This is a genomic window from Falsiroseomonas sp. CW058, assembly GCF_050563535.1.
GTDB lineage: Bacteria > Pseudomonadota > Alphaproteobacteria > Acetobacterales > Acetobacteraceae > Falsiroseomonas.
The window spans coordinates 15709-38163 of record NZ_JBNXUO010000040.1 but is presented as its reverse complement, the minus strand read 5'-3'; the positions used below and the strand labels follow the sequence as shown (position 1 = coordinate 38163).

The window sequence follows — 22455 nt, the reverse complement described above, 5'->3', positions numbered from 1 at the left end:
CGACGGCGGCGGCGGCCGGCCTCGTCCTCGGTCTCCTCGGCGGCGTCGGGAGCGGCATCGGGGGCGGCTGCAGGCGCTTCGGCCGACGGCTCGACGGCCTCGGTCGGGGCGGCCTCGGCGGCCTGCTCCATCTCCTCCGGCCCGCCCTCGGCCTCCTCGCCCTCAGTCCCGTCGGCGGGCTGGCCGGCGCCGCGCGGCTCCATCTCGTCGCGGCGGCCGCGACGGCGGCGGCGGCGGCGGCGGCGGACATCGGCCTCGCCCTCGGCGCGCGCCTCGCCCTCGGGCCGGGCTTCGCCGGTCGCGTCGGGCCGCGCCTCGGCACGGGCCTCGCGGTTCTCGGCGCGGGATTCGCGGCTCTCGCCGCGGGCTTCGCGACCTTCGCGGTTCTCCCCGCGGCCTTCCCCGCGACCCTCACCCCGGCCTTCGCGGCGCGGGCGGGGGACGGGGGCCTCCTCCGCCTCCGGCTCGGCCTCGACGGGCTCGTCAGGCTCGGGCGCGTAGTCCATGCGCAGCGCGCTCGGGCGTTCGGCCACGGCGTCGGGGTTCTGCGCCCGCGTGCGCTCGATTCGCAGCGCGGGGGGGATCAGCGTGTCGTCGGGCTGCACCAGCACCGACATGCCGTAGCGTTCCTCGATCTGCGCCAGGCGTTCCCGCTTGCGGTTCAGCAGCCAGAGCGCGACCGGCGTCGCCGCATGCACCACGATCTCGGCGGCGCGGCGCTTGGCGCCCTCCTCCTCCACCGCGCGCAGCACCTGCAGGCCGCTGCTCTCGACGCTGCGGACCTGGCCGCGGCCCTGGCAGTGCGGGCAGGCGACATAGGCGTGCTCGACGATCGAGGGGCGCAGCCGCTGGCGCGACATCTCGAGCAGGCCGAAATGGCTGATGCGCCCCACCTGGATGCGCGCGCGGTCCTGCTTCAGCGCCTCCTTCAGGCGGCGCTCCACCATCGCGTCGTGCTTGTTCGACTCCATGTCGATGAAGTCGATGACGATGAGGCCCGCGAGGTCGCGCAGCCGCAGCTGGCGCGCCACCTCGTCCGCCGCCTCGAGGTTGGTGCGCAGCGCCGTGTCCTCGATGTGGCGGTCGCGCGTGGCGCGGCCCGAGTTCACGTCGATGGCGACCAGCGCCTCGGTCTGGTTGATGACGATGTAGCCGCCCGACTTCAGCTGCACCGTCGGCGAATGCATCGCGTCGAGCTGCGCGTCCACGCCGTGGCGCGCGAACAGCGGCACGCCGTCCCGCACCGGGCGCACCTTGCCGGCATGGGCCGGCATCAGCATGCGCATGAACTCGCGCGCGTCCTGGTACGCCTCCTCGCCGTCGACGATCACCTCCTCGACATCCTTGCCGTAGGTGTCGCGGATCGACCGCTTGATGAGGTCGGCCTCCTCGTAGATCAGCGCGGGCGCGGTGGAGGCGAAGGTGCGCTCCCGGATGCCGTCCCACAGCCGCAGCAGGTATTCGCAGTCCTTCTTGATCTCGGGCTTCGGCCGCTGCGCGCCGGCGGTGCGCACGATCAGCGACATCCCCTCGGGCAGGCCGAGCTCGTCGATCGCCTCGCGCAGGCGCTTGCGGTCGGTGGCGGAGGTGATCTTGCGCGACACGCCGCCACCGCGCGGCGAATTCGGCATCAGCACGCTGAAGCGGCCGGCGAGCGAGATGTAGGTGGTCAGCGCCGCGCCCTTCGTGCCGCGCTCCTCCTTCACCACCTGCACCAGCATGATCTGCCGGCGCTTGATGACCTCCTGGATCTTGTAGTGGCGCAGGAAGCGCGGCGGGATGCGGCGTTCGCGCGCGTCGTCCTCGGTGGTGCCGCCGACCATCTCGGGCGGCGGGGCCTCGGCGCCCTCCTCGTCGTGATCGCCGCCCTCGGCGTCCTCGGCGCGGGCCTCGTGCTCCTCGCCGGCGATGTGGTCCTCGCCGTCCATCGCGGGCTCGGCTTCGGCGATCGGCAGGATCGGCTCGGGCGCGGGGAAGGGGGTCCCGACCTCGGCGCCGGCCGCATCGGCCGCCGCTTCGGCGGGCGGCAGGCCCTCCGGCGCCGCGTCCCCGGCGGCGTCCATCGTGGCGCGGTCGGCCGCCGAGGGCTCGGCCGCGGCGGCGGCGGGCAGCACCAGCTCCTCGCCCGGCTCGGCGGCCACCGTCTCACCCGCCTCGGCAGCGGCCTCGAGCGCGCCCTGCAGCCCGGGCTCGACCGCGCGGGCGGCGTCCTCCGCCTCCTCGCGCTCGCGCTCCTCGCGCGCCTCGGCCTGCTGCATCTCGATCAGGCGCTGCCGGTCGGCGACGGGCAGCTGGTAGTAGTCCGGGTGGATCTCGCCGAAGGCGAGGAAGCCGTGGCGGTTGCCGCCATATTCCACGAAGGCGGCCTGCAGGCTGGGTTCCACCCGCACCACGCGGGCCAGGTAGATGTTGCCCTTCAGCGGCAGGCGGTTGGCGGATTCGATGTCGAAGGCTTCGAGACGGTTGCCGTCCAGCACCACCACCCGGGTCTCCTCCGGGTGGGATGCGTCGATCAGCATGCGCTTTGTCATGAAACGGGGAACTCCGCGCCGCGCCATGCACGGGGCCGGCGACGGCGGAGGGGGGTGGCGGGGCCCGGCATGAGGGGGCGGCGCGGCTGGAAGCAGTCCATGCGGCGGCGACCCGATCCTCGTCCCGGTGGGCCGGCGCGGTGGCGCGGCCCAGGTGGCTTTCGGTGGGTGTCGAGCGGGGAGGGTCCCCGCAGCACCCGGCGGAATGCGCCTCGCGATGCCCCCGGGGCCCTTCGGTCGGCGCACCGCGGAACGCTGGTGTCAGCGCGGCGGGGCCGGTCGCAGGCGCGAACGGGCAGGCGGCGGGCGCACGGCCCCTCCCGTCATCCTGCGGGTCGTCGGCCTTTGCCAGGCCATCAACCTTGCGGGCGATCGGGAGGATCGCGGGCGCGCTCCGCGCCGGCGGGGTTTCGGCGCGGCACCTGGCGAAGCGAGGGGATTGGACCTGCGGTCCGCCCCCATGCCAGGACTCAGGCCATGATCCCGGCGACCGCCCCCCGCGGAACGCGGTGGGATGCGGGGCCGGGTGGCCACGCGACTCCAAAGACCCGCCGGCAGCGTCGCCACCGGGGCGGGTCACCATAGGCGGGTGCGTCCGGCGCCACAAGTATCGTGCCCGCCCCTTCCCGACGGCGCGCGCCGGGGCGGGCCCGGTGCGGGATCGGCAATGGTCGCGCCCCGTTGTGGCGAAACCGCGGGCGGATGTGGCATGGTCTGCGGGCTGCGGCACCGGGGGGTGCCGGAACAGGGGACCGGGGATCCATGCTGCGACGCCGGGCGCTGGCGGGCCTGCTGCTCGCCTTCGCCGCGCTGCCGCCCCGCCAGGCCGGGGCCGCCGTCACCGCCGCGACGCTTGCGGCCGAGGAGGGGGACGCGCGGCTGGTGCTGACGCTGCCCGCCGGCGCGCGCTGGCGCGTCACCGCCACGGCGCGCCCGCGCCGCCTGGTGGTGGAGACGCCGGGCTCCGCCTGGCGCGGCCCGCAGCGCCTGCCCGCCGCCGGCCCGGTGCGCGGCGGGCGGGTGGAAGGCGGGCGCCTGCTGCTCGACCTCGCCGTGCCGGTCACCATCCGGCGTGCATCCGAGACGGGCGGGCGGCTGGTGATCGACATCGCGCCCGGCACCGCCGCCGCCTTCGCCCGCCTTGCCGACCGCACCCTGGCCGAAGGCGGGCGCCCCGCCGCGAGCCTGCCGCTGGTGGTGCTCGATCCCGGCCATGGCGGGCGCGACCCCGGCACGATCGGCCGCGGCGGCACGCAGGAGAAGGGCATCGTGCTGGCGGCCGCGCAGGAACTGAAGCGCGTGCTGGAAGCCGGCGGCCGCTGCCGTGTGGCGATGACCCGCAGCGGCGACCGCTTCGTCCCGCTCGGGCAGCGCGTGGAATTCGCCCGTCGCCGGGACGCCGCGCTGTTCGTCTCGCTCCATGCCGACAGCGCGCCGGGCGCGCGCGGCGCTTCCGTCTATACTCTGGGCGAGGGGTCGGACGCGCTGGCCACAGCGCTGGCCCGGCGGGAGAACCTGGCCGACCGCGCGGGCGGGCTGCGCCTGCCCTCGGTGCCGGCGGAGGTGCAGGCCATCCTGCTGTCGCTGATGCGGGCGGAGACGCGGGCGGGCAGCGCGCGCATGGCGCGGCTGGTGGTGGAGGAACTGGGCGAAGACGTGCCCCTGCTGCCCAACACCCACCGCAATGCCGGCTTCGTGGTGCTGAAGGCGCCCGAGATCCCGTCCGTCCTGGTGGAGATGGGCTTCCTGTCCCACCCCCTGGACGAGGCGGCGCTGCGCCGCCCGGAACACCGGGCGAAGGTCGCCCGCGCGCTCGGCCGCGCGATCAATGGCTGGCTGGCCCGCGCCGACCGGCCGGAGGCGCTGGCCGCCGCGCCGGGGTGACGGCGGGCGCGGCGGCCTCCTCAGCGCGGCTTCGGGCCCGCGACCAGGCGCAGCGCGTGCCAGACCAGCAGCGCCGAGGTGGTGGCGATCAGCGCGGCGGTCAGGCACAGCAGCGCGAGGTCGAAGCCTTCGGTGTTCACCACCGAATTCGGCAGCTCCACGAGCTTCACCAGCAGTTCCGACATCAGCCCGAGAGCGAGGGCGGCGAAGCCCACCGAATGGCAGATCTCGTCCGTCGCCGTCTGCTCCGGCGTCTCCATGTCCGGGTAGAGGCCGAGCTTGGTCATCAGGAAGTGGCGTTCCTCCACCACGACGCCGTAGCCGACCAGGACCGTCGCGACGTCGTCGAGCAGCTTGGCGAGGTCGTGCGCATCGTCTCCCGCCGACAGGCCCAGCAGGAACCGGACCAGCGCGGGGACGAGCACGAGCAGGATCAGGACGTTGACGAGCGCGATCGTGTGGCGGTGCATCGCGGCGCGCTTCAGCGCCTGGACGATGCCGCTGCGGGGCGCCGGTCGGATGGGTCGGATGGAATGCAAGGCGGCACTTCCCCTGGAGAGGCGGGTCGTATATCCGCGCCCCACCCACTCGCCTAGGGCGCGCATCGTAGTGCCGGACATGTAACCCTCGCGGGCTGCGCGCCCGGTGCGGCCCGGCCGGATGCGGACCGCCGGACGGCGCGGGAGCGCACCTTCCGGACCCTCACGCACGCGATGCTCGACCTGCTCTACGCCGCGCCCTCCTGGGCGATCTTCCTGTCCTTCTCCGGCCTCGCGGTGGCCTCCGCCCTGGCGGTCCCGCTGCTCGCGCGCCTGGTCCGGCCGGCGCCGGACACCAAGGAGCAACTGGACGTCGCCCTGCGCGCCACGGGCATCGTCAGCGGCGTGCTCACCCTCGTCCTCGCCTTCAGCGCCGCCGAGGCGCGGGTACAACTGCAGGAGGCGCGCGCCACCGTGAACCGGGAGGCGCAGGCGCTGGAGTCGCTGCTGCGCGCCGGCAGCTTCGCCCTGGCGGAACCCGCCCCGCTGCGGGAGGTCGCCATCCGCTACGCCCGCACCGCCGCCACCGAGGAATTTCCGGCGATGCGGCGCGGCGAGGCCTCGGCCGCCACCGCGGAGGCGATGGCGGCGCTCGAGACGGTGACGCGGCAGGCGGCGGCCCGCCTCGGCCCCGGCCAGGCGGCCGACCTGCTGCGCCAGGTCGACGACGTGTCGGACCTGCGCGACACGCGGCTGCGCCAGTCGGAAGGCGGCGTGCCGGCTGAGTTCTGGATGCTGGTGCTGCTGCTGACCGCGGCGCTGTTCGCCTGCGGCGCGCTGTTCCCGCCGCGACGGCACAACCTGGCATTGGTGGGGGTGCAGGCGGCCGTGATGGGGGCGCTGCTGGCTTTCGTGTTCATCATGGACCAGCCCTACCGGGGCAGCGTCTCGGCCGGGGCGGCGCCGCTGCTTCATGCCGCGGAGGTGATGGCCCGGCGCTGAGACGACGCGTCACCGCGGGCGGGCACCGGCGCGGCCCCGGTGCGTTCCGGATGGGAGACGGGCGGCCAGGGTCTGCGCGTGCCCCGTCGCCGGGAAAGGTGTATGGAGCGCCGCATGGATACCCCTGAGCTCCGCGCCGAAGGCCGCATGGTGGGCGAACCGCCGGCGGGCGGCGCCCCTCCGCCGTCCACGCCACCCCGCCGCCGGCGGCGTTGGTTCGTGGGCACGCTCGGCTTCCTGTTCAAGGCGACGCTCGCGCTGGTCGTCGCGGTCGGGCTGGTCGGCGCCGCGGCGGGCTGGGCGCTGTACCGCAACGCCTCGGCGGACCTGCCGGACTATTCCTGGCTGGCCGACTACCAGCCGCCGCAGATGTCGCGCATCTACGCCGCCGACAGTCGCCTGATGGCCGAGCTGGCGCAGGAACGGCGCGTCTTCATCCCGATCGAGGCGATTCCCCAGCGCCTCCAGCAGGCCTTCGTCGCGGCGGAGGACCAGCGCTTCTGGTCGCATCACGGCGTCGATCCCATCGGCATCGCGCGGACCGCGATGACCAACCTCGAACAGCTCGGCAGCGGGCGGCGGATGGGCGGGGCCTCCACCATCACCCAGCAGGTCGCGAAGAACATGCTGGTCGGCGCCGACCGGACGCTGATGCGCAAGGTGCGGGAAGCCATCCTCGCGCTGCGGATCGAGCAGGCGATGCCGAAGTCCCGCATCCTCGAGATCTACCTGAACGAGATCTTCCTGGGCGCCCAGGCCTATGGCGTGGCCGCCGCCGCCCAGAACTACTTCAACAAGTCGCTCGACGAGCTGTCGCTGGCGGAGATCGCCTTCCTCGCCGCGCTGCCGAAGGCGCCGAACAACTACAACCCCGTCCGCTTCCCCGAGGCCGCCAAGGCCCGGCGCGACTGGGTGATCGACCGCATGGCCGAGGACGGCCACATCACGCGGGAGGATGCGGCCCGCGCCAAGGCGGAGCCCATCATCCCCCGCCCGACCCGCCGGCCGGACATGGTGGCGGTCGGCCAGCACTTCACCGAGGAGGTGCGGCGCGAGCTGGTGGCCCGCTTCGGCGCGGACCAGACCACCATGGGCGGGCTGGTGGTGCGCACCTCGCTCGACCCCGTGCTGCAGGCGGAGGCGGAACGCGCGCTGCGTCGCGGCCTGCTGGACTACGACCGCCGCCGCGGCGGCTGGCGCGGGCCGGTGGCGCGCGTCTCCGCCAGCGCGACCGAATGGCTCCCGCAGCTCCAGGCCGTGCAGCGCCCGCCCGGCGCCCTGCCGGAATGGCGGCTTGCCGTCGCGCTCGAGGTCCGCGACCGGGAGGCGCGACTGGCCTGGCTGGAGCGCCCCGACGCCCGCACCGCGCCGCAGCCGCGCACCGGGACGCTGTTCCTCGACGAGGTCGCGGGCTGGGCCCGCCCGGTGCGCGACGGCCGCATGGGCGCCGCGCCGCGCCGCCTGCAGGAGGTGATCCTGCCCGGCGACGTGGTGCTGGTGGAGACGCTGCCCGCCACCCCGGCCCAGGGCCGCACCCCCGCGCGCCCGGAACGCCTGGCGCTGCGCCAGCTTCCCGAGGTGGAGGGCGCGGTCGTCGCGCTCGACCCCCATACCGGCCGCGTGCTGGCCATGGCCGGCGGCTGGTCCTTCGAGAGGTCGTGGTTCAACCGCGCGGCGCAGGCGCAGCGCCAGCCGGGGTCGTCCTTCAAGCCCTTCGTCTACCTGCCGGCGCTGGAGGCGGGGATCCCGCCGAACCAGCTCCTCCTCGACGCACCGGTCGAGGTGATGACGCCGCAGGGCCTGTGGCGGCCGGGCAACTACAGCGGCAACCCCCGTGGCTGGGTGACCATGCGCGGCGCGATGGAGCAGTCGCTGAACCTGGTGACGGTGCGGCTTGCCCAGCAGGTCGGCATCGGCGCGGTGGCGGACACCGCCAGCCGCTTCGGCGTCATCCCCAACATGCCGCGCTTCCTGGCCATGTCGCTCGGCGCGGGGGAGACGACGGTGCTGCGCCAGGCCGCCGCCTATGCCAGCTTCGTCAATGGCGGGCGGCAGGTGGTGCCGACGGTGATCGACACCGTGCAGGACCGCCAGGGGCGGCTGGTCTGGCGCACCGATGCGCGCCGCTGCGACGGCTGCGCCGCGCCCGACCCCTCCGGCGGGCCGCCGCGGCTGGTGGATGAGCGGCGGCAGGTGACGGACCCGGTCGCCGCCTTCCAGATGGTCAGCCTGCTGCAGGGCGTGGTGCAGCGCGGCACCGGCACCCGCGCGGGCGCCGGGCTGAACCGCCCGGTGGCGGGCAAGACCGGCACCACCGACGACTACAAGGACAACTGGTTCGTGGGCTTCACCCCGGACCTGGTGGTCGCGGTCTGGGTCGGCTTCGACGAACCCCGCAGCCTCGGCACCGGGGAGACGGGCGGCACCAACGCCGCGCCGATCTTCCGCGACGTGATCGCCGCCGCGGCGGGCAACAGCCCCGCCATCCCCTTCCGCGCGCCGCCGGGCGTGGCGCTGGTGCGGGTGCAGGTGGAGAACGGGCAGACCATCCTCGAGGCGTTCCGCCCGGGCACCGAGAACAGCGCGCGGCCGCCTTCGGACCCGCTGGCCGGCGGCAGCACTCCGGGCACGGCGGCGGCGGGCCTGGATGGCGGGCTGGGCGGCCTCTACTGAGGCGCCGCAAAGACCGGTGGTATTGCCACCCTGGGTTGCTCTAGGCTGCCGCCTCCGACCCGCACGGCGCGGGTGGGCATGCGGAGGCGGCGGCGATGGCCATCATGTTCAAGGGTGCGCAGTCGCGCCTCAACGACGTGCGCGACGCGATCGTGGCACGCACCGCGCCCCCCTATCGCGCCAACATGACGACCTGGATCAACGACTACTGGACCGCCTCGCATCTTGGCAACGACGCGGTGAAGAAGCAGCTTTCCGACGTGCTGACGATGACCGACGTCGCCAATGCCGGCGACGAGGCGACGCGCATGAAGCGCCGCGTCCTGGTCTTCCTGGAGGGCATCAAGGCCGGCTCCAACCTGGTGGCGGCCAAGGCGGCAGTGGGCAACCTGCCGGCCGGCGCCCTTGATGCCCGCATCGGGCCGCTGGTCGCGAAGCTGACGATCCAGGCCAACCAGGACAAGGGCAATGGCGAGCTGGTGCGCGACAAGTTCCTGGTGGAGCTGAAGCAGCAGCCCGAACATTTCCTGCGCAACAACCGCCTGCTGTCGGGCGCGATCGGCGCGGGGGCCGCCAACTACTTCTTCTACGAATACAACAAGGACCAGTACAAGATCGACATGACGCGCCCGGCGCAGTTCCTCGGCGCCTACCATTTCCAGGCGGCGGCGGTGCCGGGGGTGTTCTGGCTGAACGTGCCCGGCCGCACCAACAACCCCGCCAATGGCAGCTTCGCCGCCATCGCGCCGACGGTGCTGGGCACGGGCGTGAACGACGCGCCGGTGATGATCTCCACCATGTTCTCCGGCTGCGCCTTCTGCTTCAAGCAGGAGACGCTGGGCGCGGGGCGGCTGCTCGCGGCCCACATCATGCCGGACGACGGCAATGGCGGCGTGGTGTCGGGCGGCGGGACGGGGCTGGCGCGGCAGCTGGCCGGGCAGGTGCCGGGCGTGGTCGCGGGCAACTTCTCGGGCTCGGCCGCCGGCAACTTCCGGGTCTATGGCGCGGGCTGGTCGAACCTCGCCGCGCCGCTCAACGTCGGCTATCCCGTGCGGACGCAGAACGACCAGTTCATGAACATCTTCGGCACGCGGATCAACAACGCCTGGCAGATCTGGTCCCAGCACATCCTGAACGGCCAGAAGACCGTGGTGCGCGTCCTGTAGCCCGCCGCGCCTTCCGCCGGGGGCCGCGTTGCGCTAAGCCCCCGGTCCCATGCGCGCAGACGCCGAAAACCTGAAGACCCGGATCGCCGAGAGCGTGGCGCTCCTCCGCCGCCACCTCGACTGGGACGCCGCCGTCGTGCGGCTCCAGGAGCTGAACGCGCGCGCCGAGGACCCGGACCTCTGGAACAAGGCCGAGGAGGCGCAGGCGGTGATGCGCGAGCGCAACCGCATCGCCGACCAGGTGGAGGGCGTGCAGCGGCTGGAGCGCGAGGTGTCCGACTCGCTCGAACTGATCGAGATGGCCGAGGCCGAGGGCGATGCCGGCACGGCGGATGCCGCCGTGGACGACCTCCGGCGCCTGGCCGAGGAGGCCAAGCGCCGCGAGATCGAGAGCCTGCTGTCGGGCGAGGCCGATTCCAACGACGCCTATCTGGAGGTGAATGCCGGCGCGGGCGGCACGGAGGCCCAGGACTGGGCCGAGATGCTGCTGCGGATGTACATGCGCTGGGCCGAGAAGCGCGGCTACAAGGTGACGCTGACCGAACAGTCGGAAGGCGAGCAGGCGGGCGTGAAATCCGCCACCATCCAGGTGACCGGGCCGAACGCCTATGGCTGGCTCAAGACCGAGAGCGGCGTGCACCGCCTGGTCCGCATCAGCCCCTTCGATGCCGCGGCGCGGCGCCAGACCAGCTTCGCCAGCGTCTATGTTTATCCGGTGATCGACGACCGCATCCAGGTCGAGATCAACCCCGCCGACCTCAAGACCGACACCTTCCGCGCCTCCGGCGCCGGCGGCCAGCACGTCAACAAGACCGAATCCGGCGTGCGCTTCACCCACATCCCGACCGGGATCGTGGTCGCCTCCACCCAGGACCGCAGCCAGCACCGCAACCGCGCCATCGCGATGGAGATGCTGCGCGCGCGCCTCTACGAGCTGGAGCTGAGCAAGCGCGAGGCGATCAACGCCGCGACCGAGGCCGGCAAGACCGATATCGGCTGGGGCCACCAGATCCGCAGCTACGTCCTGCAACCCTACCAGATGGTCAAGGACCTGCGGACCAGCGTGGAGAAGGGCAACCCGGCCGCCGTGCTCGACGGCGAGCTCGACGAGTTCATGGCGGCCGCGCTCGCGCTGCGCGTCGGCACCACGCGGTCGGAGGCGAGCGCGCGGGCCGAATGATCCCGCCGCGCCGCTTTTCTTCGCAGGACCGGCACGTCCGTTGCTAGGCTGGCGGCCATGCACCGCCGCACCGTCCTGGCCGGCCTCGCCGCCGCCCCGCTCGCTCGCCCCGCCCTCGCGCAGGGCTGGGCGCCCAGCCGCCCCATCCGCCTCGTGCTCGGCTTCCCGCCGGGCGGGGCATCGGATGCCGCCGTCCGCATCATCGCGCCCGTGATGCAGGCAGCCCTCGGCCAGTCCGTGGTGGTGGACAACCGCGCGGGCGCGGGCGGCAACCTCGGCGCCGAGGCGGTGGCCCGCGCCGCGCCGGATGGCCACACCCTCGGCTCGGCCAATATCGGCACGCTGGCGGTCAACCCGGCGCTGCTGCGCAACATGCCCTTCGACACCGCCGCCGACTTCGCCCCCGTGTCGATGCTGTTCAACGCGGTGAACGTGCTGGTCTGCCCGGCCGACCGGCCCTTCCGGTCGGTGGCGGACATCGTCGCGGCGGCGAAGGCGCGGCCGGAACAGGTGAGCTACGGCACCGGCGGCGTCGGCTCGCCCGGGCATCTCTGCGGCATCCTGTTCGACAGCATCACGGGCACGCGGACGGTGGCCGTGCCCTATCGCGGCGGCGGGCCGCAGATGCTCGCCCTCGTCGCCGGCGAGCACGACTTCGGCTTCTCCCCCATGGGCACGGTGCTGACGCATGTGCAGGCCGGCACCATCCGCGCGCTCGGCGTCGCCACCCGGACGCGCGCGCGCGAACTGCCCGACGTGCCCACGATGATCGAGGCGGGGCTGCCCGATTTCGAGGTGCTGAACTGGGACGGCATCATCGTCCCCCGCGCCACGCCGGAGGCGGTGCGCGGGCGGCTCGGCACCGTGGTGCGCGGCGCGCTGGCCGACCCCTCGGTGGTGACGGAGTTCCGCCGCCGCGGCCTCGAGCCCTGGCCGACGACGGAGGAGGCCTTCGCCCGCCAGATCGCCGCCGATTCCGCCAAGTGGCAGCGGCTGATCCGCGCCGCGGGGATCGAGCCGAGCTGAACCGCCCCGGCCTTGCCGCCGCGGTGGCCGCCGCCGATCATCGCGCCATGGACGGGACGGCCGGCATGAGCGACGGGTCGGAAGCGCGCGCGGCGCTGGTGGAAGCCGCCCGCGCGCTGGATGCGGCGGGGTTCATGCCGCAGAAATCGGGCAACCTGTCGCTGCGGACCGCGGAGGGCTTCGTCGTGACGCCCTCCGGTCTGCCCTATGCGCGGATGCAGGCCGGGGACCTGGTGGAATGCGACGCGGCGGGCGCGCCGCGGCCGGGCGCCCCGCACCGCCCATCCTCGGAATGGCGGCTGCATGCGGCGATCCTCCGCGCGCGGCCCGATGCGATGGCGGTCGTCCACACCCATTCCCCGCGCGCCACCGCGCTGGCCTGCGCGCGGCAGGGCATCCCGCCGATCCACTACATGATCACCCTGGCCGGGGATGGCGGGCGGCAGGGCATCCCCTGCGCGGCCCATGCCGCCTTCGGGACCGAGGAACTGGCGCAGTCGGCCCTCGCCGCGCTCGGCACCTCGCTGCGGGCGGTGCTGCTGGCCAACCACGGCGTCGTCGCGCTCGGCGCCACGCTGGCCGGCGCGGTGGCCCTGGCGCGGGAGGCGGAGAACCTGGCCGGGCAGTATCTGGACCTGCGCGCGGCGGGCCTTGCGCCCGTTCCGCTCTCGCCCGCCGAACTGGCCGAGGCGGCGGCGCGGCTCGGCGCATATGGCCGCCCGGCCTGACCGGCGGCGCGCCACGAAAGGCGGTGCGGGCTACTTGGCTTCCCGGTAGCGTCCCGCGCCAGGCTGCCGCAGCACTTTCGAGCCGTGCGCCGAACCCGAGCCCGTGCCGAAGGATGTCCCGCCATGCGCCATCTCGCGCTCGCCCTACTCCTGCCCGCCCCCGTGCTGGCCCAGCCCCCGCCGCAGGCCCGCCCCGCCCCGCCCGTCCCGCGCCTCGTCATCCTCGACCGGCAATGCCGGGGCGGCGACCGCCAGGCCTGCCGCGACGCCGCCGGGTTGCGCGCGGGGCTCACCGGCGACCCGCGCGGCGGCGCGGCGTCGGGGCAAGGGGCCGGCCCGCCGGGGCGCGGGGAGAGCTTCCGCCTGGAGGAGCTGACGGCCCCGCCCTCGGCGAACCGCCCGGGCCACAATCTCGGCGAATAGCCGGCCTCAGCGCGGCCGCAGCACCGCCACCGCCTGCACGCTGGCCGAGACGACGACATCCTCCGCCACCGCGACCGGCGGCGCCGGGGCGGCGGCGCGGGCCATCGCCGCCATCGGCGCGGGGCGGGGCGCAGGGTGGTCGGGCGCGTCGATCCGCACCTCCCTGAGGCCGACCAGCATCAGGCCGAGCTGGCCGGCCACCGCTTCCGCCCGGCGCTGCAGCGCATCGAGGGCGAGGCGCGACGCCTCCTCCCGCGCGGTGCGGGCCGTCTCGCGCCCGAGGGTCCATTGCAGGCCGCCCACGGCCAGCCCCTGCGCCTGCAGCGCGCCGACCAGCTCCAGCACCGCGGCGCCGTCCCCGCCGCGCAGCACCAGCCCCTGCGAGGCCTGCCAGCTCCGCCCCTCGTCGGCGCGGGCCGTCCAGTAACCGGTGGTGGAGACGCGCAGCCCCGCCACCCCCTGCGCACGCGCCACCGCCGCGGCGATGGCGCGGTTCACCGCTTCCTGCGCGGCCGCGGCGGTGCCGGCGCGGGCCTCGGCGCGGAGCGTCGCCACCACCTCGTCCGGCGTGCGGGCGACATCGGCGCTGTCGGCGATGTGCAGCACCGTCTCGGCCAGCCCGGCGGGCGTCTGGGCGCGGGGCGCGGGGGCGAAGGCGAGGGTCGCGGCAAGGGCGAGCAGGGCGGGGCGCATCGGGCGGTCTCCGTCGGCGGGCGCCCATCATGCACGCATTCCGGACGGGTGGGTGGCGCGGATGTGGCCAATCGGCGGCGCGCGGCGCCGGGCGCGGCCGCCGCGGCGGTTGACGCGACCCCCGCGGTGACGCGACGCTCGCCCCCGCACGCCCGGAGACGAACGACATGCGCCACGCCCCACGGCACCCCCTGCGGATGGGAGGCCTCGCCGCCGCGCTCGGCCTCGCCCTGGGCTTCGCGCCGGCCGAGGCCCGCAACTTCACCTGGGCCTACAACGCGGATGTGCTGACGCTCGACCCGCACTCCTCCAACAACACCTTCACCAACACCTTCCTGGCCAATGTCTACGAGGCGCTGGTGCGCCACAACGACCGCATCGAGATCGAGCCCGCCCTGGCCGAGAGCTGGGAACGCACCAGCCCGACCGTCTGGCGCTTCAACCTCCGCCGCGGCGTCACCTTCCACAACGGCGAGGCCTTCGACGCCGACGACGTGCTGTTCACCTGGGCGCGCGTGAACACGCCCGGCTCCATGGCGCGCCACCTGCTCGGGCAGATCAGGGAGATCCGCAAGCTCGACAGCCACACGATCGAGATCGAGACCCACCGGCCCTTCCCCATCCTGCTCGCCGCCATCACGCAGTTCTACATGATGGACGAGGGCTGGAGCCGCGCGAACGGCGCGGCGGAAGCGGCGAACCTGTCGGGCCAGGTGGAATCCGGCGCGACGCGGGTGGCCAACGGCACCGGCCCCTTCCGCGTGACCGAACGCCGCCCGGACGAGCGCACGGTGATGGAGCCGCATCCCCGCTGGTGGGACCGCCCGGCGCACAACCTGACCCGCGTGACCTTCCAGCCCATCCGCAGCGCCGCCACCCGCACCGCGTCGCTGCTGTCGGGCACGATCGACGCGAATGTCGAGGTGCCGCTGCAGGACATCCCCCGCCTGCTCCAGGACCCGCGCGTGCAGGTGGTGGAGGGGCCGGAGCTGCGGACCATCTATCTCGGCTTCGACCATGAACGCGACCAGCTGCTGTATTCCGACGTGCAGGGCCGCAACCCGCTGAAGGACCGCCGCGTGCGGGAGGCGATCTACCGCGCGATCGACGTGGATTCGCTGGTGCGTGGCGTGATGCGCGGCAAGGCCTGGCCGGCGGGAATGATGGTGAGCCCCTTCCTGGCCGGCGCCCCGCAGGACCTGAACGAGCGCCTGCCCTTCGACCCCGAGGCCGCGCGCCGCCTGCTGGCCGAGGCCGGCTACCCGAACGGCTTCAGCGTCGGCATCGTCTGCCCCAACGACCGCTACGTGAACGACGAGCGCACCTGCCAGGCCGTCGCCGCCATGCTGGCGCGCATCGGCGTGCGGCTGCAGCTGCAGAGCGAGCCGACCGCCGTCTGGTCTCGCCGCACCGCCAACCGCGACTTCTCGATGTTCATGCTGGGCCATGCCGGGCTGCCGCTGGCCGACAGCTACTCGACCCTGAACGAGGTGCTGCGCACCGCGACGCAGACCCAGGGCGGGCTGAACTACGGCCGCTGGTCCAACGCGGAGTTCGACGCGCTGGTGGCGCAGGCGGCCGAGGCCGGCGACGAGCCCGGCCGCCGGCGCCTGATCCGCGACGCGCTGGCGATCGAGCGGCGCGAGATCGCGCATGTGCCGCTGTTCCAGCAGCCCATCGCCTGGGCCGCCCGGCGCGGCATCGACATGCGCCAGGGCCCGGACAACCGCCTGCGGCTGTGGCTGGTGCGGGTGGATTGACCGTCCCCCCCTCGCCCCGGACGACGGAAGGGGCGAGGATGCGCGGCAGCGCGCGCCGGGGCGCGACGACAGGCAGGGAACCGCCAGCAGCATGACAGACCTCCTCCTCCGCGGCGGCGTGGTCATCACCATGGACCCCGACCGCCGCGTCATCGCCGACGGCGCCGTCGCCATCCGCGACGGCCGCATCGCCGCGGTCGGCCCGACGCGGGAGGTGGAGGCGGCCCATGGCGGCGCCGCGCAGGTGATCGAGGCGCGCGGCCGCGCGATCCTGCCCGGCCTGATCGACGGCCACGCCCATGCCGGGCACGGGCTGGTCAAGACGCTCGGCAACAACGACAGCGAGGCGTGGTCGGAAGCCTGCCGCATCATCTACACCCTCGCCTCCCCGCCGTCCTTCTGGCGGGCGGAGGCGAAGCTCGCGGCGTTCGAGCGGCTGCGCTTCGGCGTCACCACCGGCGTCTCGCTGCTCGGCGGCGGCGACAGCGTGCAGCGGGTGGACGAGCCGGTCTTCTGCGACGCCCATTGCGAGGCGGTGCGGGAGGTGGGGATCCGCGCCATCGTGGCGCTCGGCCCGACCCGCCCGCCCTTCCCGCGCCCCTATGTCGGCAGCGACGGGGTGGAGCGTCCCGTCACCTTCGAGCGGCAGCTGGAGACGATCGAGGCCTGCATCGCCAACTGGCACGGCCGCGACGGCATCATGATCTCCACCCTCATGCCGGTGTACCGCGAGGCGCGGCACGACCCGGCGAAGGTGCGGGAGATCGAGCGCCAGGGCCGGCTGGTGCGCGACGCCGGGCGGAAGCGCGCCACGCTGTTCCACCAGGACGGCCACCGTTCCGGCAGCATCGAGATGGCGGAGCGGATGTTCGGCCTGCTCGGCCCCGACGCCTTCCTGTCGCACTGCACCGACCTGACGGATGCCGACATCGACACGCTGGTCCGCACCGGGGCGTCGGTGGTGCACAACCCGTCGGCCATCGCCGCGGTGCGCGGCTACTGCCCCGTGCCGAAGATGCTGGAGGCGGGGGTGGGCGTGATGATCGGCTCCGACGCCACCGCGCCCGACCGGTCGGGCGACATGTTCCGCCACATGTTCCAGTGCATCCGCTACCATCAGCGCGCCTATCGCGACGAGACGATGATCCCCCCCGGCAAGGCGCTGGAGATGGTGACCATCGACGCCGCCCGCGGCCTCGGCCTCGGCCACGAGATCGGCAGCCTGGAAGCCGGGAAGCTGGCGGATGTCATCACCGTGGACCTGTCCGCGCCGCACATGGTGCCGGCCAACATGCCGGTGGCGCGGGTGGTCTACTTCGCCAACGGGCATGACGTGAAGGACGTGGTGGTGGGCGGCCGCGTGCTGCTGCGCGACGGCAGCGCGCCGCATCTGGATGCGACCGAGATCGCGACGGAAGCCTGGCGCGAGACGGATGCGATGCTGGACCGCGCGAAGCTGCGCCACCTGGCGGTGGAGGATCCGGGCTGGGGGAAGGTGCGGCGCTGAACCCCCCTGGCCGCGCCGGCGCCGGCGCGCGATGCTCGCCACGGCGATGCCGCCGGGGAGGGTGCGATGATCGACCGACGCAGGCTGATCGCGGGGATGGCGGCCGCTTCCGTGCCGCTGACCGCCCATGCACAGTCCTGGCCCGCCCGCCCGGTGCGGCTGGTGGTGCCGGACGCGCCGGGCAGCGGCAACGACACCACCGCGCGGGTCTTCGCCAACCACCTGGAACAGGCGCTGGGCCAGCCCGTGCCGGTGGACAACCGCGCCGGCGCGGGCGGGCGCATCGGGGTGGAGAACGCCTTCCGCAGCCCGCCCGACGGCACCACCCTGCTTCTCGGCAATGCCGGTTCCAACGGCATCAACGCCGCGCTTTACCGCGACCTGCCCTATGACCTGGAACGCGACTTCGTGCCGATCTCGCTGCTGGTCACGGGGCCGAACGTGCTGGCGGTGAACCCGCGCGTCTTCCCGGTGGCGACGGTGGGGGAACTGCTGGCGATGATCCGCGCCCAGCCGCGCGGCCATTTCAACTACGCCACCGCTGGTGCCGGCTCCTCGGCGCATTTCTCGGCCGAGCTGTTCAAGGCGATGACGGGCACCGACCTGGTGCATGTGCCGTTCCGGGGCGCGGCGGGCATGGCGCAGGCGGCGGTCAGCGGCGATGCGCCCTTCCTGATCGCCAACATGGTCAACGTGATGCCCTTCATCCGGCGCGGCGAGTTGCGGCTGCTGGCCGTCACCAGCCTGGAACGCTGGCCCGACACGCCGGAGGTGCCGACCCTGCATGAGAGCGGCCTGCCGGGCTTCGAGACGATCGCCTGGAACGGCCTGTTCGGCCCGCCCGGCCTGCCGCCCGCCGTGGTGCAGCGCCTGCTGCCGGAACTGCGGCGCATCGGCGCCCTGCCCGACGTGGTGGACCGCATCCGCCTGCTCGGCGGCCGGATCGTGACCAGCGGGCCGGAGGTGCTGGCCGCGCGGGTGCGCGCTGACATCGCCAAGTGGCGCGACCTCGCGGCGCGCGCCGGCATCCGGATCGACTCATGAGGATCGCCGGCATCGACTTCCGCGGCGTCAACGTCACGCCCAAGACCAACTGGTGCTTCCTGGAGGTGCGGACGGAGGACGGCCTCACGGGCCTCGGCGAATGCACGCTGGCGAACCAGGAAGCCCTGCTGGAGGCCGAGGCCGCGCGCCTGGCCGCGCGGGTGGCGGGGGAGGATGCGCGGGACCGCAACCGCCTGGCGCGGCTGCTGCCGCATGCGCCGGGCGGGCTGGTCGCGGCCACCGTGCTGTCGGCCTTCGAATGCGCGCTGCTCGACCTCGCCGGCCAGCGCGCAGGGGAACCGCTGCACCGCGTGCTGGGGGGCGCGCTGCGCGACCCCGTGCGGCTCTACGCCAACATCAACCGCGGCGCGAACCCGCGCACGCCGGAAGGCTTCGCCGCCGCCGCCCGCCGCGCCGTGGCGGGAGGCTTCGGCGCCGTGAAGCTCGCCCCCTTCGAGCCGCTGGTGTGGGAGGACGGCGCGACGGCCGGGAACCGCGCCGCGCTCGCCGCCGGGATCGACCGCATCGCGGCCGTGCGCGACGCGGTCGGGCCGGGGGTGGAGGTGATGGTGGACGCGCATTGGCGCTTCTCCGCCGGCGGGGCGGCGGCGCTGCTGCGCGACCTCGCGCCCTTCGGGCTCTACTGGCTGGAATGCCCGGTGGCGGAGGCGAACCACGCCGGGATCCGCCGGCTCCGCGGCATGGCGAATGACCGCGGGATGCGGCTGGCCGGGGCGGAGACGCTGTCCGGCCTCGCGGCCTATCGCCCGCTGGTGGAGGGCGGCTGCTACGACGTGCTGATGCCCGATGCGAAGCATGCCGGGGGGCTCGAGGAGATCCGCCGCATCGCCGCGCTGGCGCAGACGGCGGGGGTGGAGATCGCGCCCCACAACCCGACCGGGCCGGTCTGCCACGCCCATTCCGTGCATCTCTGCGCCACCCTCCCCAACTTCCTCATCCTCGAGGTGCAGTTCGGCGAGACGGAGCTGTTCTTCGACATGGTGGAGGGGGAGGCGCTGCGCTTCGGGGAAGGGACGGCCGCCCTGCCGGGGGCGCCGGGCCTCGGCATCCGGCTGCGGCGGCCGATGCCGCCCCCCTGGGTGCGGATGGACCGGCCCTGGCTGGACCCGAGGCTCGGGTGATCCCGGGCTGGATCGCCTTCACCGTCACCGCCGCGCTGTTCCAGTGCTGGCGGACGGCGATGCAGCAGCGGCTGCGGGGGCGGCTTTCGGTCAATGCGGCGGGGGTGGTGCGATATCTCTACGGGGTGCCGGTGGGGGCGGCGCTGCTCGGCCTCTACCTGTTGGCCACCGGGGCGGCGCTGCCGGGGCTGACTGGCTTCGTGCTGCTGCTCTCGGCGCTGGCGGGCTTCGGGCAGATCCTCGGGACCAACCTGCTGATCATGGCCTTCGGCCACCGCAACTTCGCGGTCGGCACCGCCTATGCCAAGACCGAGGCCATCCAGTCCGCCATTGTCGGCGTGGTGCTGCTGGGGGAACACCTGTCCGGCATCGCCTGGTTCGGGCTGGCGGTCGGGGTGGCGGGGGTGCTGTACCTGTCGCTGGCCGGGCGGGGGACGACGCCGGGGGCGCTGCTGCGGGGCATCGCCCAGCCGGCCGCGCTCTGCGGCATCGGGGCGGGGTTCTGCTTCGGCTTCACCGGCGTGCTGATCCGCTGGGCGACCCAGGACATGCCGGGGGAGGACCTGGTGTGCAAGGCGCTGGCCCTGCTGGTCCTGACCAACAGCCTCCAGACCCTGATGCAGGGGTCCTGGCTGGCCTGGAAGGAGCCGGACCAGTTCCGCGCCGTCTTCGCCACCTGGCGGGATTCGGGGCAGGTGGGCGCGCTGTCCGCCTTCGGGTCGGCCTGCTGGTTCAGCGCCTTCGCGCTGGCCCCGGTGGCGCTGGTGCGGGCGGTGGGACAGGTGGAGATCCTGTTCACCCTGGCCTTCAGCCGCTTCTACCTGCGCGAGACGGCGTCGCGCGCCGATGTCGCCGGCGCGCTGGTCGTGGTGGCGGGGGTGGTGCTGGTGCTGGCCGGCAGCCGGTAGGGCCGCGGCGCCCCCGGCGGGGCAAGGCGTATTGCCGCGCCGCAGCACGCGTGTTAGAGGCCGGCCGCCATCAAGGGGGGGGCGGGTTCGCCGGCCGCCCCGTGACGCGCGCGCAGACGACGCTCCGCTCAGAGACAGGACCGGGATCCAAGTGGCCTCCGCGACAGCGAACGCAACCTCGGCCTCGCCGCAGGCCCCGAACCCGACCGGCCTTGCCGATCGCTATGCCCATGCGCTGCTCGGCATCGCCGACGACCTGCGCGCGTCCGAACCGGGCGCCGCGGACCGCATCGCGGGCGACCTGGCGCGGCTGTTCGAATTGTGGAACGGCGATGCCGGCTTCCGCGCCTTCATCGCCGACCCGCGCCTCGACGGGGCGGAGCAGAAGCGCGCCGCCTTCGCCATCCTCGAAAAGGCGGGCATCGGCACGGAGGTCCGCAACCTCGTCGGCGTGCTGATCATCAACCGCCGCCTGTCGCGCCTGCCCGAGGTGGCGCAGGCCTTCGGCGCGCTGCTCTCGGCGCGCCGCGGGCAGCAGACCGCGCATGTCTCGACCGCCCATCCGCTCACCGACACGCAGCGCGCGCAGATCACCGCGCGGCTGACGGAGGCGGGCTTCTCCGGCGTGACCCTGCGGGAGACGGTGGACCCCACGCTTCTCGGGGGTCTCGTCGTCCGGATCGGGTCGCGTCTCTACGACAATTCACTCAAGTCCAAGCTGCAGCGCCTGCAGTACGTCATGAAGGGGGCCGCCTGATATGGAGATCCGTCCTGCCGAGATCTCGGAGATCCTGAAGGCTCAGATCTCCGGCTTCGACGCCGAGGCCAATGTGGCCGAGGTGGGCACCGTGCTGACCGTCGGCGACGGCATCGCGCGCGTGTTCGGCCTGCAGAACGTCATGGCCGGCGAGCTGGTGGAGTTCCCCTCCGCCGGCCTCAAGGGCATGGCGCTGAACCTCGAGACCGACAATGTCGGCATCGTGATCTTCGGCGACGACAAGAACGTGCGCGAGGGCGACACCGTCTCCCGCACCGGCGCGATCGTCGATGTCGGCGTCGGCAAGGGGCTGCTCGGCCGCGTCGTGGATGCGCTGGGCAACCCGATCGACGGCAAGGGCCCGATCCAGTTCGCCGAGCGCAAGCGCGTCGAGGTGAAGGCGCCGGGCATCATCCCGCGCAAGTCGGTGCATGAGCCGATGCAGACCGGCATCAAGGCGATCGACGCCCTGATCCCGATCGGCCGCGGCCAGCGCGAGCTGATCATCGGCGACCGCCAGACCGGCAAGACCGCGGTGATCCTGGACACGATCATCAACCAGAAGATCGCGAACGCCGCCGCCGGCGACGACGAGCACAAGAAGCTGTACTGCATCTACGTCGCGGTCGGCCAGAAGCGGTCCACCGTGGCGCAGCTGGTGAAGACGCTGGAGGAGAACGGCGCGCTCGAATACTCGATCGTCGTCGCGGCCACCGCGTCCGACCCGGCGCCGATGCAGTTCCTGGCGCCCTACACCGGCTGCACGATGGGCGAGTATTTCCGCGACAACGCGATGCACGCGGTCATCTTCTACGATGACCTGTCGAAGCAGGCCGTCGCCTACCGCCAGATGTCGCTGCTGCTGCGCCGCCCGCCGGGGCGCGAGGCCTATCCGGGCGACGTGTTCTACCTGCATTCGCGCCTGCTCGAACGCGCGGCGAAGATGAACGACGACTTCGGCCGCGGGTCGCTGACCGCCCTGCCGGTGATCGAGACGCAGGCGGGCGACGTCTCCGCCTACATCCCGACCAACGTGATCTCCATCACCGACGGGCAGATCTTCCTGGAGACGGAGCTGTTCTTCAAGGGCATCCGCCCGGCGGTGAATGTGGGCCTCAGCGTCTCCCGCGTCGGCTCCGCCGCGCAGATCAAGGCGATGAAGCAGGTCGCGGGCAAGATCAAGCTCGAGCTCGCCCAGTACCGCGAGATGGCGGCCTTCGCGCAGTTCGCCTCCGACCTCGATGCGACCACGCAGTCGCTGCTCGCGCGCGGGGCGCGGCTGACGGAGCTGCTGAAGCAGCCGCAGTACAAGCCCGTCCCGGTCGAGGAGCAGGTGGCGGCGATCTTCGCCGGCACGCGCGGCTATCTCGACCGCATCCCGACGGGCCAGGTCGGCGAGTTCGAGCGCCGCTTCCTGTCGGAGCTGAAGACCCGCGCGCCGGAGATCCTGGCCTCCATCCGCGACGACCGCGAGATCAAGAAGGAGACCGAGGCGAAGCTCGTCTCCTTCCTCGACGATTTCGCCAAGTCCTTCGCCTGAGCCCGACCGCAG

At 73.6% G+C, this 22455-nt stretch carries 18 protein-coding genes; 15 read left to right on the top strand and 3 right to left on the bottom strand.

The annotated features are described in order from the left end of the window. A partial coding sequence (locus ACK8OX_RS22495) for an Rne/Rng family ribonuclease (protein ID WP_430666504.1) occupies positions 1-2531 on the bottom strand: 2531 nt, incomplete at its 3' end. Positions 2532-3293: 762 nt separating this feature from the next. Here ACK8OX_RS22495 and ACK8OX_RS22490 point away from each other — a divergent pair. Beyond that, positions 3294-4415 carry an N-acetylmuramoyl-L-alanine amidase gene (locus tag ACK8OX_RS22490; protein ID WP_430666503.1) on the top strand — a complete coding sequence of 374 codons (1122 nt, stop codon included), beginning with the start codon at positions 3294-3296 and terminating at the stop codon, positions 4413-4415. Positions 4416-4435: 20 nt separating this feature from the next. On the opposite strand, the gene ACK8OX_RS22485 is transcribed toward ACK8OX_RS22490, so the two are convergent. Further along, the gene (locus tag ACK8OX_RS22485) at positions 4436-4954 is read right to left on the bottom strand and encodes a hypothetical protein (RefSeq protein ID WP_430666502.1); all 519 of its coding nucleotides are present in this window, start codon (positions 4952-4954) and stop codon (positions 4436-4438) included. Positions 4955-5128: 174 nt separating this feature from the next. Here ACK8OX_RS22485 and ACK8OX_RS22480 point away from each other — a divergent pair, with 174 nt between their 5' ends. The 7 genes from ACK8OX_RS22480 (at position 5129) to ACK8OX_RS22450 (ending at position 13092) form a co-directional block, all read left to right on the top strand. Next, positions 5129-5896: a hypothetical protein gene (locus ACK8OX_RS22480; RefSeq protein ID WP_430666501.1), complete on the top strand. Its 768-nt coding sequence runs from the start codon at positions 5129-5131 to the stop codon at positions 5894-5896. Positions 5897-6010: 114 nt separating this feature from the next. Then, complete coding sequence (locus ACK8OX_RS22475; RefSeq protein WP_430666500.1) at positions 6011-8569, top strand: penicillin-binding protein 1A; 2559 nt, start codon at positions 6011-6013, stop codon at positions 8567-8569. Positions 8570-8664: 95 nt separating this feature from the next. Continuing rightward, the gene (locus ACK8OX_RS22470; RefSeq protein ID WP_430666499.1) at positions 8665-9735 is read left to right on the top strand and encodes a hypothetical protein; all 1071 of its coding nucleotides are present in this window, start codon (positions 8665-8667) and stop codon (positions 9733-9735) included. 49 nt (positions 9736-9784) lie between these two features. Then, a complete protein-coding gene (prfB, locus tag ACK8OX_RS22465) occupies positions 9785-10915 on the top strand; it encodes a peptide chain release factor 2 (protein ID WP_430666498.1) in 1131 nt (376 codons plus the stop codon). A 57-nt stretch (positions 10916-10972) separates the two neighbouring features. After that, positions 10973-11941: a Bug family tripartite tricarboxylate transporter substrate binding protein gene (locus tag ACK8OX_RS22460; RefSeq protein WP_430666497.1), complete on the top strand. Its 969-nt coding sequence runs from the start codon at positions 10973-10975 to the stop codon at positions 11939-11941. 47 nt (positions 11942-11988) lie between these two features. Then, positions 11989-12669, top strand: a complete 681-nt coding sequence (locus tag ACK8OX_RS22455) for a class II aldolase/adducin family protein (RefSeq protein ID WP_430666496.1) — start codon at positions 11989-11991, stop codon at positions 12667-12669. A 123-nt stretch (positions 12670-12792) separates the two neighbouring features. After that, positions 12793-13092, top strand: a complete 300-nt coding sequence (locus ACK8OX_RS22450; RefSeq protein ID WP_430666495.1) for a hypothetical protein — start codon at positions 12793-12795, stop codon at positions 13090-13092. A 6-nt stretch (positions 13093-13098) separates the two neighbouring features. Here the strand turns inward: ACK8OX_RS22450 and ACK8OX_RS22445 are convergent, their stop codons facing one another. Beyond that, entirely contained in the window at positions 13099-13785 is a 687-nt protein-coding gene (locus ACK8OX_RS22445) for an SIMPL domain-containing protein (protein WP_430666494.1), read from the bottom strand. A gap of 167 nt (positions 13786-13952) precedes the next feature. Here ACK8OX_RS22445 and ACK8OX_RS22440 point away from each other — a divergent pair, with 167 nt between their 5' ends. From ACK8OX_RS22440 to atpA, 7 genes are all read left to right on the top strand, one after another. Further along, positions 13953-15545, top strand: coding sequence for an ABC transporter substrate-binding protein (locus tag ACK8OX_RS22440; RefSeq protein ID WP_430666493.1), 1593 nt, complete (start codon positions 13953-13955; stop codon positions 15543-15545). 91 nt (positions 15546-15636) lie between these two features. After that, positions 15637-17052: an amidohydrolase family protein gene (locus tag ACK8OX_RS22435; RefSeq protein ID WP_430666492.1), complete on the top strand. Its 1416-nt coding sequence runs from the start codon at positions 15637-15639 to the stop codon at positions 17050-17052. A 66-nt stretch (positions 17053-17118) separates the two neighbouring features. Continuing rightward, positions 17119-18096 carry a Bug family tripartite tricarboxylate transporter substrate binding protein gene (locus tag ACK8OX_RS22430; RefSeq protein WP_430666491.1) on the top strand — a complete coding sequence of 326 codons (978 nt, stop codon included), beginning with the start codon at positions 17119-17121 and terminating at the stop codon, positions 18094-18096. Then, the gene (locus tag ACK8OX_RS22425; protein ID WP_430666490.1) at positions 18093-19238 is read left to right on the top strand and encodes a mandelate racemase/muconate lactonizing enzyme family protein; all 1146 of its coding nucleotides are present in this window, start codon (positions 18093-18095) and stop codon (positions 19236-19238) included. The genes ACK8OX_RS22430 and ACK8OX_RS22425 overlap by 4 nt, the downstream gene beginning before the upstream one ends. Next, entirely contained in the window at positions 19235-20146 is a 912-nt protein-coding gene (locus tag ACK8OX_RS22420) for an EamA family transporter (RefSeq protein WP_430666489.1), read from the top strand. Before ACK8OX_RS22425 ends, ACK8OX_RS22420 begins: the two co-directional genes overlap by 4 nt. A gap of 151 nt (positions 20147-20297) precedes the next feature. Beyond that, the gene (gene atpH / locus ACK8OX_RS22415) at positions 20298-20903 is read left to right on the top strand and encodes an ATP synthase F1 subunit delta (protein WP_430666488.1); all 606 of its coding nucleotides are present in this window, start codon (positions 20298-20300) and stop codon (positions 20901-20903) included. Position 20904: 1 nt separating this feature from the next. Next, on the top strand, positions 20905-22443 hold the full coding sequence (atpA, locus tag ACK8OX_RS22410; RefSeq protein WP_430666487.1) for a F0F1 ATP synthase subunit alpha: 1539 nt from the start codon (positions 20905-20907) through the stop codon (positions 22441-22443). Positions 22444-22455: the final 12 nt, after the last annotated feature.